The sequence below is a fragment of the Micromonospora pisi genome (assembly GCF_003633685.1).
Taxonomy (GTDB): domain Bacteria; phylum Actinomycetota; class Actinomycetes; order Mycobacteriales; family Micromonosporaceae; genus Micromonospora_G; species Micromonospora_G pisi.
The window spans coordinates 2,516,964-2,531,190 of record NZ_RBKT01000001.1 but is presented as its reverse complement, the minus strand read 5'-3'; the positions used below and the strand labels follow the sequence as shown (position 1 = coordinate 2,531,190).

Annotated in this window: 10 protein-coding genes and 1 rRNA gene; 8 read left to right on the top strand and 3 right to left on the bottom strand. The window is 71.2% G+C overall.

The window, feature by feature from the left end:
- Positions 1-47 precede the first annotated feature (47 nt).
- A 5S ribosomal RNA gene (rrf, locus tag BDK92_RS10200) occupies positions 48-164 on the top strand.
- A gap of 134 nt (positions 165-298) precedes the next feature.
- Here rrf and BDK92_RS10195 read toward each other — a convergent pair.
- Positions 299-988, bottom strand: a complete 690-nt coding sequence (locus BDK92_RS10195) for a hypothetical protein (protein WP_121156496.1) — start codon at positions 986-988, stop codon at positions 299-301.
- 69 nt (positions 989-1,057) lie between these two features.
- On the opposite strand from BDK92_RS10195, the gene BDK92_RS10190 reads away from it, so the two are divergent.
- The 3 genes from BDK92_RS10190 to BDK92_RS10180 all read left to right on the top strand — a co-directional run bounded on the left by BDK92_RS10190 (position 1,058) and on the right by BDK92_RS10180 (position 5,467).
- Complete coding sequence (locus tag BDK92_RS10190; protein ID WP_121156495.1) at positions 1,058-3,673, top strand: valine--tRNA ligase; 2,616 nt, start codon at positions 1,058-1,060, stop codon at positions 3,671-3,673.
- Positions 3,670-5,004, top strand: coding sequence for a bifunctional folylpolyglutamate synthase/dihydrofolate synthase (locus tag BDK92_RS10185; RefSeq protein WP_121156494.1), 1,335 nt, complete (start codon positions 3,670-3,672; stop codon positions 5,002-5,004). The genes BDK92_RS10190 and BDK92_RS10185 overlap by 4 nt, the downstream gene beginning before the upstream one ends.
- A 61-nt stretch (positions 5,005-5,065) precedes the next feature.
- The gene (locus tag BDK92_RS10180; protein ID WP_121161919.1) at positions 5,066-5,467 is read left to right on the top strand and encodes a DUF4233 domain-containing protein; all 402 of its coding nucleotides are present in this window, start codon (positions 5,066-5,068) and stop codon (positions 5,465-5,467) included.
- 20 nt (positions 5,468-5,487) lie between these two features.
- On the opposite strand, the gene BDK92_RS10175 is transcribed toward BDK92_RS10180, so the two are convergent.
- Complete coding sequence (locus BDK92_RS10175) at positions 5,488-7,014, bottom strand: VOC family protein (protein WP_121156493.1); 1,527 nt, start codon at positions 7,012-7,014, stop codon at positions 5,488-5,490.
- A 151-nt stretch (positions 7,015-7,165) separates the two neighbouring features.
- Between BDK92_RS10175 and ndk the strand changes: the two genes are divergently transcribed.
- The 3 genes from ndk (at position 7,166) to BDK92_RS10160 (ending at position 11,792) form a co-directional block, all read left to right on the top strand.
- On the top strand, positions 7,166-7,591 hold the full coding sequence (gene ndk, locus BDK92_RS10170) for a nucleoside-diphosphate kinase (RefSeq protein ID WP_121156492.1): 426 nt from the start codon (positions 7,166-7,168) through the stop codon (positions 7,589-7,591).
- 92 nt (positions 7,592-7,683) lie between these two features.
- Positions 7,684-9,069, top strand: a complete 1,386-nt coding sequence (locus tag BDK92_RS10165) for an SWIM zinc finger family protein (protein WP_121156491.1) — start codon at positions 7,684-7,686, stop codon at positions 9,067-9,069.
- Complete coding sequence (locus BDK92_RS10160; RefSeq protein ID WP_121156490.1) at positions 9,066-11,792, top strand: DUF6493 family protein; 2,727 nt, start codon at positions 9,066-9,068, stop codon at positions 11,790-11,792. The genes BDK92_RS10165 and BDK92_RS10160 overlap by 4 nt, the downstream gene beginning before the upstream one ends.
- Before the next feature lie 79 nt (positions 11,793-11,871).
- Here the strand turns inward: BDK92_RS10160 and BDK92_RS10155 are convergent, their stop codons facing one another.
- The gene (locus tag BDK92_RS10155) at positions 11,872-12,303 is read right to left on the bottom strand and encodes a carboxymuconolactone decarboxylase family protein (RefSeq protein WP_121156489.1); all 432 of its coding nucleotides are present in this window, start codon (positions 12,301-12,303) and stop codon (positions 11,872-11,874) included.
- A gap of 214 nt (positions 12,304-12,517) precedes the next feature.
- Between BDK92_RS10155 and BDK92_RS10150 the strand changes: the two genes are divergently transcribed.
- Positions 12,518-14,071, top strand: coding sequence for an alkaline phosphatase D family protein (locus BDK92_RS10150; RefSeq protein ID WP_121156488.1), 1,554 nt, complete (start codon positions 12,518-12,520; stop codon positions 14,069-14,071).
- Positions 14,072-14,227 lie beyond the last annotated feature (156 nt).

The window sequence follows — 14,227 nt, the reverse complement described above, 5'->3', positions numbered from 1 at the left end:
GACAAGCGAACAAGACCCTGTTGGGTTGTTTGTTAAGTCGATAGTGTTACGGCGGTTATAGCGGTGGGGAAACGCCCGGTTACATTCCGAACCCGGAAGCTAAGCCCTCCAGCGCCGATGGTACTGCACTCGGGAGGGTGTGGGAGAGTAGGACGCCGCCGGACAACTTTCTAGTTTGGGCCACCCCTTTACGGGGTGGCCCAAACTTGTTTTGGCGTACATATCGGCTTTGAGGTCGGACGATCGGTTCCTTCACCCACGCCGGCGCGGAGAAGGCGCCGGCGTACCAGGTTGTCCTTCAGTTGCGGGTCTGTACGCCGTTGCGGATGCTCAGCATCAGTGGCGCCGCCTCGTCGACCTCGCGTCCGGGAAACATCGCCATACCGACGCTGCCATGGTCGGCCCAACCGCAGACCGTCAACGTGTCGCCCTGGCCGCTGGTCCCGCACTTCAGGACCCCGCCGAGATCACCCGCAGGCTGACCGCGTAACCCGGCGATCTCGCCAGAGTCGTCCGCGACAAGTTTGAACAGCCGGTCCAGATCCCTCTCCGGCTGCCAGATCAGAGTGGTACCGCCGAAGAACAGGACCGGCCGATTGGCCCGGACCGGGTCGGTGTAGACCGCCCCGGCGCTCGCGTCGAGCTGGATGTCGGCGGCCAGACCGGTAAGGAGGTCGTCGACCGTCCCTCTCGCCCGGGCGCTCTCGTCCAGGGTCAGCCCCGCAACCTGAGCCGGAATCGCCAACGTGGTGTCCTTCTGCTGGGCGATCCGCCAGCCGAAACTGCCCAGCACCGCAGCGCCGGCGACTCCGACGAGCAGGGCGGCACCGAGCACGATCAGACGACGCCGCGACATCGGGCCCGACCGGTTCCCGTCCGGATCATCCTCAAGCCCGAAGCCGGGCGTGATGTCGAAGGGTTCCGGCGTGACGTCGACCGGCGCCGAATCGGCGGCCGAGGGACGGTCGAAGAGATTCGCGTCGGACATAGCCGTCACCGTAGCCCAACCGGTGGTGGTGCACGTCGGGCCCGCCCGGGGCCTCCGTAGACTTCCAGGGTGACCGAGACACTGGATACCCAACGCACGGCCGTTCCGTCCCTCTCCGCGCAGTACCAGCCGGGCGAGGTAGAGCAGCGACGGTACGAGCAGTGGGTAGCCGCCGGCCACTTCCGTGCCTCGGCGGAAAGCGACAAGCCCCCGTTCACCATCGTCATCCCGCCGCCGAACGTCACCGGCTCACTGCACATGGGCCACGCCCTCGACCACACCGTCCAGGACGCCCTCATCCGTCGTAAGCGGATGCAGGGGTTCGAGGCGCTCTGGCTGCCGGGCATGGACCACGCCGGAATCGCCACCCAGAACGTGGTCGAACGGCAGCTCGCCGCACAGGGCCTCTCCCGCCACGATCTCGGCCGGGAGAAGTTCGTCGAGCGGGTCTGGCAGTGGAAGGCGGAATCGGGCGGGGCGATCCTCGGCCAGATGCGCCGCCTCGGTGACTCGGTCGACTGGGACCGCGAGCGTTTCACCATGGACGAGGGGCTCTCCCGGGCCGTACAGACGATGTTCAAGCGCCTCTACGACGACGGTCTGATCTACCGCGCCGAGCGCATCATCAACTGGTGCCCGCGCTGCCTCACCGCACTGTCGGACATCGAGGTCGAGCACACCGACGACGACGGCGAACTGGTCTCGATCCGGTACAGCGACGAGGTGGTGGTCGCCACCACCCGGGCCGAGACGATGCTCGGCGACACCGCCGTTGCCGTACACCCCGAGGACGAGCGCTACCGGCACCTGATCGGGACCGAGGTCGAGGTTCCCCTCACCGGCCGCCTCATCCCGATCGTGGGTGACGAACACGTCGACCCCACCTTCGGCACCGGCATGGTCAAGGTGACGCCGGCGCACGACCCGAACGACTTCGAGATCGGCCAGCGGCACAACCTGCCCTCGCTGACGATCATGGACGAGCGGGGGGTGATCACCGCCCCCGGACCGTTCGAGGGACTGGACCGGTTCGAGGCCCGTCCGGCGATCGTCGCGGCACTGCGCGCCGACGGCCGGATCGTGGCGGAGAAGCGGCCGTACGTGCACGCGGTCGGGCACTGCTCCCGGTGCCGTACGACGGTGGAACCCAGGCTCTCCCTCCAGTGGTTCGTCAACACCACCCCGCTGGCCCAGGCCGCCGGCGACGCGGTCCGGGACGGACGGGTCCGGATCGAACCGGCCGAACTGGCCAAGCGCTACTTCGCCTGGGTCGACAACATGCACGACTGGTGCATCTCCCGCCAGCTCTGGTGGGGGCACCGGATCCCGGTCTGGTACGGCCCCGACGGCGAGGTCGTCTGCGTTGGCCCGGACGAGGAGCCGCCGAGCGGGGCGGGCTGGCGTCAGGACGAGGACGTACTCGACACCTGGTTCTCCAGCGGGCAGTGGCCGTTCTCCACCCTCGGCTGGCCCGAGCGGACCGCCGACCTGGAGAAGTTCTACCCGACCAGCGTCCTGGTCACCGGGTACGACATCCTCTTCTTCTGGGTCGCCCGGATGATGATGTTCGGCCTGTACGTGATGGACGGGCGTCCGCCCTTCGACGTGATCGCGCTGCACGGCATGGTCCGCGACCAGTACGGCAAGAAGATGTCGAAGTCGTTCGGGAACGTCATCGACCCGCTCGACTGGATCGACCGCTTCGGTGCCGACGCGACCCGGTTCACGCTCGCCCGGGGCGCCAACCCCGGCGCAGACGTTCCGGTCAGCGAGGAGTGGTGCCAGGGGTCCCGGAACTTCTGCAACAAGCTGTGGAACGCCACCCGGTTCGCCCTGCTCAACGGGGCCAACGTCGACGGGCCGCTGCCCGAGCCGGCGCGACTCTCCCCGGTCGACCGGTGGATCCTGTCCCGGTTGCAGCACGTGGTCGCCGAGGTCGACGAGCAGTTCGAGGCGTACGAGTTCGCGAAGGTCTGTGACACGCTCTACCACTTCGCCTGGGACGACGTCTGCGACTGGTACCTGGAACTGGCCAAGCCGGTGCTCGCCGCTGGTGGTGAGTCGGCCGAGGTCACCCGGCGGGTGCTCGGGCACGTACTCGACCAGGTGCTGCGTCTGTTGCACCCGATCGCACCGTTCGTCACCGACGAGCTGTGGAGCGCGTTGACCGGCCGGGAAACGGTGCAGACCGCGACCTGGCCGGTGACCGAACCGGCGCTGGTCGACGACGCCGCCGAGGCGGAACTGGCCATGTTGCAGCGGGTGGTGACCGAGATCCGCCGGTTCCGCTCCGACCAGGGGCTGCGGCCGGCCCAGCGGGTCGCCGCCCGGCTCGACGGACTCGACGGCGCCGGCATCGCCGGGCACGAGCCGCTGATCCGTTCGCTGGTCCGGCTCACCGACGACGAGGCGGACTTCTCCGCCACGGCGACCCTGGCGGTGGCCGGCGGGGTGAACGTGGCCCTGGACACCCGTGGCTCGATCGACGTGGCGGCGGAACGGGCACGGCTGGAGAAGGACCGGGCGGCGGCCGAGAAGGAAGCCGCCCAGGCCAGGGCGAAGCTCGGCAACCCCGCTTTCGTCGACAAGGCGCCGGAGCCGGTGGTAAACAAGATCAAAGACCGGCTGGCGGTTGCCGAGGCCGACCTGGCCCGGATCGCCGCCGCACTGGAGGCACTCGCGTGACCGACCATGAAGAGTTCGCCAAGGTTGACGCGGAGCTCAACGCACGGGGATTCACCCGGATGGTTTTTGACCTGGGGCGGATCGAGGAGCTGCTCGACCTGATGGGCAGCCCGCAGCGGGCGTACCCGTCGATCCATCTGACCGGGACCAACGGCAAGACCTCCACCGCCCGCATGATCGACTCGGTGCTGCGGGCGTTCGGTCTGCACACCGGCCGCTACACCAGCCCGCACCTGGAGACCATCCGGGAACGGATCAGCCTCGACGGGGAACCGGTCAGCGAGGCGCGGTTCGTCGCCACGTACCGCGAGGTGGAGCCGTTGGCGGAACTGGTCGACCAACGCGGCGACGAACCCCTGACCTACTTCGACATGACCACGGCGCTCGCGTTCGCGACCTTCGCCGACGCACCGGTGGACGTGGCCGTGGTCGAGGTCGGGCTCGGCGGCGCCGAGGACTCCACCAACGTGATCGGTGCCGGCGTCGCCGTCATCACCCCGATCGGTCTCGACCACACCGAGTTCCTCGGCGACACCATCGAGGACATCGCGCTGGCCAAGTCCGGGATCATCCACAAGGGCGCCACGGTGATCTCGGCGGCCCAGAACGAGGAGGCCGCCCGGCCGCTGCTGGAGCGGGTCGCCGAGGTCGGCGCCACCATCGCCCGGGAGGGCGCCGAGTTCGGCGTACTGCGACGGGCCGTCGCGGTCGGCGGCCAGGTGCTCACCATCCAGGGGCTCGGCGGCGTGTACGACGAGATCTTCATCCCGCTGCACGGCGCGCACCAGGCGCAGAACGCCGCGATCGCGCTCGCCGCCGTCGAGGCGTTCCTCGGCGCCGGAGAGAACCGGCAACTCGACATCGAGGCGGTCCGCGAGGGCTTCGCCGGGACCAGCTCCCCGGGCCGGCTGGAGCGGGTCCGTTCCGCCCCGACCATCCTGCTCGACGGCGCGCACAACCCGCACGGGATGGCCGCCACCGTCAACGCGCTCCAGGAGGAGTTCGCCTTCAGCCGACTCGTCGCCGTCGTCGCCGTACTCGGGGACAAGGACGTCGCCGGCCTGCTGGAACTGCTGGAGCCGGTGGTCGACCAGGTGGTCGTGACCCGGAACACCTCACCCCGGGCGATGCCGGTCGCCGAACTGGCCGAACTGGCCGAGGAGTTCTTCGGTGCGGACCGGGTCGAGACCGCCGAGGACATGCCGGACGCGATCGAGGTCGCGGTGGCACTCGCCGAGTCGGACACCGAGGCCGAGCTGAGCGGGGTCGGTGTCATTGTCACCGGATCCGTCGTCACCGTCGCGGACGCCCGGCGGCTGCTGAAGCGATGACAACAAACCAGTGACCGGCCGCGGCGACAGGCGGCCGAGCAGCAACGAAGCCGGAGAGACGATGACACCGGAGCGGGAATCGACGGCAGCGGAGTCGGACAGGCCAGCGGCGGAGTCGGGCGGACGCCCGTCCGGACTACGTAACCCGGTCCGGGCGGTACGCGGCCTCGGCGCCGGCACCCTGGTCATCGAGATGCTGGTGCTGCTCCTGGCCATCCAGCCGATCCGACTCGTCGGCGGAGACCTCAGCGGCACCGCGATCGGCTGCATCGCCGGGCTGGCCGTACTCGCGTTGCTGCTCAGTGGGCTGCTGTCCCGCGGCTGGGCCTGGCACGCCGCCACCGGGCTGCAGGGACTGCTGCTGCTCGCCAGTTTCCTGCACTGGTCGCTGGGCGTACTCGGGGTCATCTTCGCCCTCGTCTGGGGCTACGTGCTGCACGTACGCCGGACGATCCTGGGCTGACGGGCCCGGCGCCGCGCCGATCAGCTCGCCTGGCGACCGCGCCACTGGGTGAGAGCGATGCCGTGCCCGTCCGGGTCACGGAACGCCGCCGCCCAGAGCTCCAGCTTCGCGCCCCGGTTCACCGCTCTCGGCGCGTAGGTGAAGCGCACACCCTTGCCGCGCAGTTCCTCGTAGACCGCCTCGACGTCACCGACCTCGAGGTTGAGGTGGACCAGACGGCGGTTGATCGGTGCCACGTCCGGGATCGCCCGTAACACGATCCGGGTGGCGCCGGAGGCGAGCACCGCGTTGCCGTCACCGCCGTCGATCTCGAAGAAGCCGAGCATGTCCCGGTAGAACGTCACCGAGCGGTCGAGGTCGGTGACGAGCAGGGTGATCCCGACACCATGGATCGGGCCCGAACCGCCGACCTCGGCGCTCGGCGGGGTGGCGGCCAACCCGGCGAGCAGGTCCTCGTCGTCGGCGACGTCGGGCGTACGGTCGGCCGGTCCGCCCCGCCCGTCGTCGGTGCCGGCCGGCGGTGTTCCGGGGTCGTCGAAGTCGAGCGGCAGGTCGATCTCGTCCCGGGGTGCCGGCGGTTCACGGTCGGCCACCACCGGTCCGGCTCCGGCCCGGTGCGGCTCCCGCGGCTCGGCCTGCTCCTCCTCGGCCTGCTCCTCCTCGGCCCGGTCGGAGACCCGGTCCTCGGTCCGGTCCTCGACCCAGTCCGGGTCGTGGCGGTCGGTGTCCAGGCGGTCGGTCGGGGTATGCAGCAGCGGTGCGTCCGGGTACGGGTCCCCGGCCGAACTGGCCCGTGGCCCGCGCGTCGGGCCGGGCGTCGGCTTGGCCCGACGCGGCAACGGCACCGTTGCCGGCGGCTCCACCAGGGTGCCCTCGAGCACGATCGTCCCGCCCGGCGTCTGGTGCACCACCACCGGCTCCTCCCGTAGACCGCGCAGGTCGTCGTCGAGGTCCGCGGTGACCGGGTCGCCCGGGGACGGGGGCCGGTAACCGTCGTCGGCGCCCCGACGCACCCACGGCGGTACGTCCTCCTCGATCAGGACGTCGTCGCGGAGCCGGTCGAGGTCCTCGTCGAACTCGGGCGGCAGGTCGCCCCGCTCAGCGGCCTCGGTGTGGGTGGGCACCTCGTCCCAGAGGATCCGTACGTGCCGGGGGTCGTCGATCGCCACCATGATCGGCAGGGCGGTTCCCGGGGCCGGCCACTTGGTGACCGGCACCCGTGGGTCGCGTACCCGGATCGACCTCGGTGGCAGGCCCGGCGCGTCCAGCACGATCTGCAGCTCGCACCGGCCGAAGACCGACGAGGCCGGTGGCTCGGAGACGCTGTGTACGTGGGCGATGCCGGCGACCCAGGCGCGGGCGCCGCTGCGTACGGTCGTGACCAGGCCCAACCCGATGGCGAGCACCAGTAGTGCCACCCCGAGGGCGACGATCGCCCAGCTGGGCATGCCGCAGCCGAAGAGGATGACAAAGGTGGCGAAGGTGCCCAGCACCCCGGCGACGAGCTTGCGCACGGGTGCGACCGATCGACGTACACCGTCTGCCACAGTGGACCTCCCTGGTTAAGGCCAGGCTAGGCCCGATCCGCCAGGAAAGGAAAGAGCGCCGCCGTGAGACATGGGCGGCGTCGGGGGGCGCCGGGCGGCTCGCTAGGCTGACCTTGCCAGCCGTACCCCGCCCCGTCCAGGAGGAAACAGCGTGTCCACCAGCAGCCAGGGCGAGCGTTCGCTCGTTCTGATCAAGCCCGATGCGGTCCGCCGCGGCCTGGTCGGCGAGATCATCTCGCGGTTCGAGCGCAAGGGGCTCGGCATCGACGCGCTGGAGTTGCGCACGATCGACGGGGAATTCGCTGACCAGCACTACGCCGAGCACGTCGAGAAGCCGTTCTACCCGCCGCTGAAGGACTTCATGACCGGCGGCCCGCTGGTCGCGCTGGTGGTCTCCGGAGACCAGGTGATCGAGGTGGTTCGTGGGCTGGTCGGCGCGACCGACGGCCGGCGGGCGGTGGCCGGCACGATCCGCGGTGACCTCTCCCTCTCCAACCGCGAGAACCTGGTCCACGCCTCGGACTCGGTCGACAGCGCCAAGCGGGAAATCGGGCTCTGGTTCCCCGAACTCGGCTGACGTTCTCCCGCCCGGTTCGCCGCACCGGCGAACCGGACAACAGGCGTACGACGACTATCCGCTTGTCATACCGGACGGCTAGTTTCCCCGGCATGGCAACGCTGGCGACGTACTCATATCTGCGCCCGTCCGGACTGAATCCCGACGACCGGCGACTGACCCTGCAGACCTCGGGTGGGCCAGCGGCCCACCCGAGGTTCTTCAACGGCTTCCTGACCACGCCCGAGCCGGCGGCGGTCGGCCTGCTCGCCGTTGCCGAGGTGGCCCGAACGCGCTACTACCAGCCCGTCAGTCCGGCCAGCCTCGACCCGGTGGTCACCGGGGGCCTGGACCGGCTCCGGTTCGAGTCGTTCTCCGGGTGCTGCGGCGTCTACGCCCGGCTCGACGTGCTCCCCGACGGGTTGGACGGGGAGATCACCACCCACGGGACCACCAACGTCGACGTCAACCCGCCGTTGCGCCAGGCGCTCGCCGGTATCGGTGACCGCGACCCGATGCACGTCGCGGTCGGACCGGACGATCTGACCGTCACCACCATCGACGACGGCCCGCTGGTCGAGAAGAAGGTGCCGCTGCCCGGACGCTGGCTGCGTGGCTTCGCCGAGGCACAGGTCATCACCGCCCCCTTCGAGCCCCGGGTCGAGGTCGGCGCGGCCGAGGCGACCGCGTTCCTGCGTCGGCTGCCGAGCGGATCGGACCGTTCCGTGCTCTGGGTCGTCCCGGCCGGCCGGACACTGCGCCTGACCTCGCGACCGGTCCCCGGCGCCGTCTGCCTGCCCGGTGCCGGTCGACTGGTCGCACTCCGGCCGTTCCTGCGCTTCGCCACCGCGCTGCGGGCGTACGGCCCGCGCGTCGCCGCCGGCAGCGGCCCGGTCGCCAGCACCTGGGAGCTGAGCACGCCCACGCTCCGGCTGTCGCTGACCCTGTCACCCCAACCGCACCGGGGATTCTCCGGTGAGGGCGCGGTGCTCGCCGCGCTCGCCGGCGACGAGGTCTGCGACGACGCGGACCTGATCAGCGCGCTCCTCTCCTGGGACCCGACGATCGACATCGCGGCGCTGGCCGACGCCGCCGGACTCCCGGTCGAGCGGGTACGTGCCGCGCTGGTCCAACTCGGCACCGCCGGACGGGTGGGCTACGACGTGGCCGAGGCCGGCTACTTCCACCGGGTGCTGCCGTACGACGCGGCCGCCGCCGAGCGGATGAACCCCCGGCTGATCGGCGCGCGGGCACTGGCGGAGTCGGGTGCGGTGTCGGTCGGCGGTGACCTGGCGACCGTACGCAGTGGCGAGGAGAGCTACCAGGTCCGCTTCACCGGTGACGTCGGTTCCTGCACCTGTCCCTGGTGGGCCAAGTACCGGGGTGGGCGGGGACCGTGCAAGCACGTACTCGCGGTCCGGTTGGTGACCACGCGGAACACGGAGGAAACGGCCGGGGTCGGTGCCGGATCCGGCCACGTCGACGGGATCGGGGCATGAGCGCGATCCACCGGGAACCGGAACTGAACTGGCCGGACCTGCGCTGGGCGATCGGTCTGGCCAAGAGCGACGTGGTCGGCAAGCTGCTCCGGGGCGGCACCGAGCAGGAGCGCCTGGCGTTCGCCCCGGAGCTGGAGGCGTACGTCAAGAACCTGCCCGCCGAGCGCTGGTGGGCAAGCCACCAACCGGGGCCGGCGGTCGCGATCGCCGCATTCGGCTGCCTTCCCTCGGCCGCCCGGGCCGCCGCCCTGTTCAGTCGCCGCGGCCTGCGCGAACAGTGGCACCTACTCCCGGTCGCGGACCTGATCGAGATGGCCCGCGTCCGGGAGCTGACCTGGCTCGGTGACCTGGCCCGGCGCCTCGCCGGCAAGCTCCGCCGGGACCCGAACCCGGGAGAATGGGCGCTGGTCGCCGGGCTGCTGGCCGAGGCCGGGGTCGACCCACCCACCGACGACGCGTTCGTCCGGGGCTGGCTCGGACACCTGCTGGGGTGGAGCCGCCACGATGACCGGCCGCCGTTGCTGGACCGGATGCGTACCGACCCGTACCTCGACCTCCTGCTGCCTCGACTGTTCGAGGTGGACGGGCTCGGCACCGAACTGGCCCGCCGGGGCTGGGACCAGCAGACCCGCCGCTGGAGCGACCAACCGGCGGTCCCGTACGCGCTGGTGGCGCTGGCGGCCGAGGGACGGGTGGACCGGTCGGCGCTGCTCGACGGCGTACTGGGGCGGTTCCTGCGCGGCGACCGGGTGGCCGCGCTGCGCCCGTTCGTGGTGCTGCACGACGCGCTGGCGCCGACCGAGGTGGAGCTGGCCGAACGGGTCACCCAGTACGCGCGGCTGCTGCCGGACGCCCACTCGACCGTCGCCGCGCTCGCCCAGCGGGCGCTGCGCCAGGTGGACGACGCCGGCCGGTTGGAACTGGACACCCTGTTGCACAGCAGCGGCCAACTTCTCGCCCGCCCGGAGAAAATGCTGGTCAAGGCCCAGCTGAGCTGGTTGGACCAGGTGGCCAGAAGGGAGCGGGACCGGGCCGGCGAGGTGGCGGAGACGGTGGCGGTCGCCTTCGGGCACGACGCCCTCGACGTGCAGGAGCGCGCGCTCAGCATCGTGCTCCGGCACGCCGCGCAGTGTCAGCCGGCGACCCGTGAACGCCTCGCCGAGCAGGCCGTCGAACTCGCCGGTGACCTGCCGGCCCGAGCCGCCGAGGTGCTCGGCCGTCCGGCGGCGGCGACAGCGGTTGCCGTACCGGCAGGGTTGCCGCTGGTGCCGATGCCGCTGGTGGTGCCGATGCCACCGCCGGTGACCGGCGCCGCCGAACTGGCCGAGGAGATCGGCGCGCTGCTGCACAGCCAGGACTCGATGATCTGTTGGGAGCGGGTGCTCGCCGGACTGGTCGCCTGCCACACGAGCGAACCGGCGGAGTTGCGTGACGCGCTCGTCCCGATGCTGGACCGGTACGACGTCCAGTTCAGGACGGGGCACGTGTTAGGGAAACCCCGGCTCCGGCAACTGCTCGGCGAGGCGATCCGGGCCGCCGTACGGGTCGACACCGGGCTCACCGGTTGGGAAAGTGCCATCCGCACCGTCCGTACCGCGTTCCGTACCGCACCGGCCGCGTTGCCCGAGATCGGGTACGGGCCGGGTCCGGGCCGGGTGCTGGCCGTGCGGGTGGCCGAGATGGCGGTTCGGACCCGGCACTCCCCGGTGCCGATGCTGGTCGCGACACCGAGCCGGGCCAACGGTCAGCTCGACGCGACGGTGCTGGTCGACCGGCTCGCGCAGGCCGAGCGGGAGGGCTGGCAGCCGTGGCGGTTCGACCTGGAACAGGCGTTGCTGCGGGTGCCGACCGAGGTCGACGGCGACGCGTTGAGCCGGGCCGCCGCGCTGCGCTCACCGGCCGGTCTGCGGTTGGCGGCCTGGCTCGCCGACGGCGGTGCGCCGCACCCGGTCTCCGTACGGGTGGAGCAGCGGCGGCCCGCTGTCCGGCTCTTCGACCACTGGCAGTTGAGCCAGTTGCCCGAACGGCGGGTCGTGGTCGGGACCCGGCCGGGGGCAACGCAACACGGCGAACTCGGCCAGGAACTGTTCGAGGTCGACCCTCCGGACCGGCCGGTGCTGGAGTTCAGCGACCCCGAATACCAGCTCTGGCCGGCGGTGCTGCCCAACCACCGGGAGGTGGTCGCGGCGTGGTCGCTGCCCGCGTTCGCCGGTCTGGCCGACAACGACCAGCGCGGGGCCGATCTGCTTCCGCTGCTCGCTGAGACCGCCGGCCCGGTCGGACCCGCGGTGACCCTGGCGCTGGCGTACACGTTGGCGGCCCGGCACGAGACGGACCGGGTCGCGGGGGTCGACGCCCTCCTCGCCCTCGCCGCCGCCGGAGACCTTGACGGGGTCGCACTCGGCCGGGAGTTGGGCGCGCTCGCCGCCGGCGGCGGCACCATCAAGCTCACCCGGGTGGTGACCGGACTGGCGGAAGCGGCCCGTGCCGGTGCCACGACGACGGTCTGGGCCGCGATCGAGGCGGCGCTGCCGGCGGTGCTCGCCACCACCCCACGGGGTGCGCCGGACCTGCTGGCGCTCGGTGCCCGTACGGCAGGCGAGGTGGCGGAGAAGGCCGACCCTGGTCCGCTGCGGGCAGAGTTGGCCGAAATCGTCGCGCGCGGCGGCAGCGGTCGACTGGTGACCGAGGCCCGCCGGCTGGACCGGGTGTTGGGCGGGTAGCGGCAACAGGTGCCGGCCGGGCGGGCGGTGGTGGGCAGCGTGACCCCATCCACCGAGCCGCCCGGCCGGCGTACCCCGCTCAGACCTCGGTCGGCGGCTGCGCCCGGGTGGTCACCGCGATCCGGTTCCAGACGTTGATGGTCGCTATCGCCATCACCAGGTCGGCCAGTTCCTTCTCCGACCAGACCTTGCTCGCCTCGTCCCAGACCTCGTCCGGCACACCGTGCTCACCGAGCCGGGTCACCGCGTCGGTCAACGCCAGGGCGGCCCGTTCCCGCTCACTGAAGAAGGGCGACTCCCGCCAGGCGGCGACGGAGAAGAGCCGGCGGTTCGACTCACCGGCCGCCAACGCGTCCCTGCTGTGCATGTCGACGCAGAACGCGCACCCGTTGGTCATGGACGCCCGGAGCTTCACCAGTTCCAGGACGGTGTGGTCGACGTTGCTCTGCACGTAGTTCTCCAGGCCCATGACGGCCCGGTACGCCTCCGGCGCCACCTGGTACATGTTCATCCGCTGTGTCACGAGAACCTCCGTCGATCTGTGTTGCGGTTGCTCATGCCGGGTTGACGGGGAAGCGGGCGAGGGTGTGACGGACCCCGAACGTGATCCACGTCATCTGGTCGTTCGCGTCCAGTTCCGGGATCGGTCACCTGAACCGGGTGGGCGGGCAACGTCGGGTCGATAGACAACCATGGTCATGCCCCACCGACCGTGGAGGAAACGAATGACCTCGCTCGACCGACGTACCCTGCTGCGAGCCGGACTGGTCAGCGGCGCCGGTCTCGCCGGCGGCGCCCTGCTCGGCGCGTCCGGCGCGCCCGCCGCCCCGGCCTGGCGACCCAGCGGACGGCCCGTGCTCACCCACGGGGTGCAGAGCGGCGACGCCACCGCCGACTCGGCGGTGGTCTGGACCCGGGCGGACCGGGCCGGTCGGCTGCACGTCGAGGTCAGCCGCCGTCCCGATTTCCGGGGCGCCCGCCAGATCCGGGGGCCGCTGCTGGCGCCGTCGGGCGACTTCACCGGCAAGGTACGGCTGCGTGACCTGCCCGCCGGTGAGCGGCTGCACTACCGGGTCCGGGTCGAGAGCCTGGACCGGCCGGGCCTGCTCAGCGAACCGCTGGTCGGTTCGTTGCGCACCGCCCCGGGCGCCGGCCGCCGGTCGGACCTGCGGTTCGTCTGGACCGGTGACATCGTCGGCCAGGGCTGGGGCATCTCGTCCGACTTCGACGGCATGAAGATCTTCGAGTCGATGCGGAAGGTCCGGCCGGATTTCTACCTGTGCAGCGGCGACACCGTCTACTCCGACGGGCCCCTCGCGGAGACGGTGACGCTGCCGGACGGGCGGATCTGGCGCAACCTGGTCACCCCCGAGAAGAGCAAGGTCGCCGAGACGCTCACCGAGTACCGGGGCCAGTTCGCGTACAACCTGCTCGACGAGCACCTGCGGGCGTTCGCGGCGGAGGTGCCGCAGATCAACCAGTGGGACGACCACGAGGTGACAAACAACTGGTACCCGGGCGAGATCCTCGCCGACGACCGCTACACCGAGAAGCGGGTCGACGTGCTCGCCGCCCGGGCCCGCCAGGCGTTCCACGAGTGGCTGCCGACCCCCGGCGACGGACGGCTCTACCGGCGGCTGTCGTACGGGCCGCTGCTGGACGTGTTCGTGCTGGACATGCGGACGTACAAGGACCCGAACGACGGCAACACGTACGCCGACGCGGACCGTGGCCTGCTCGGTCGGGCGCAGCGGGAATGGTTGATCCGGGAGCTGAAGCAGTCCCGGGCGACCTGGAAGGTGATCGCCAACGATCTGCCGATCGGGCTGGTCGTACCGGACGGCGCGACCGCCCAGGAAGGGGTGGCGCAGGGCGACAACGGGCTGCCCGCCGGGCGTGAGCTGGAGTTCGCCGAGGTGCTGCGGGCCGCGCACCGGGGTGGCGTGAGCGGCATCGTCTTCGTCACCGCCGACGTGCACTACACGGCGGCCCACCACTACGACCCGGTACGCGCCGCCGTACGCGACTTCACCCCGTTCTGGGAGTTCGTCTCCGGGCCGGCGCACGCGGGTGCGTTCGGCCCGAACGCGCTGGACGGGACCTTCGGCCCGAAGGCGGTCTTCGTCAACGCCCCGCCGGCTGCCAACACCTCGCCCGCCGACGGTTTCCAGCACTTCGGCGAGGTCGCCATCGACGGCCGGTCGAAAGAGTTGACCGTGCATTTGCGTGACCGCGACGGCCGGTCCCTCTGGTCGACCACGCTCGCCGCGCCGCGCTGAGCCATCCCGGCCTGCCCCACCCCCGTGTGGTGGGGCAGGCGCCCCTCCCGCCCTACGGCGTTAGGAAGGGGCCCTTATATAACGGAAAACGATAATAGGGGGCCCTTCCTTACCCTGCGGGTTACTCGGAGGCGGGTGGGGTGGGGGGACGGGTAA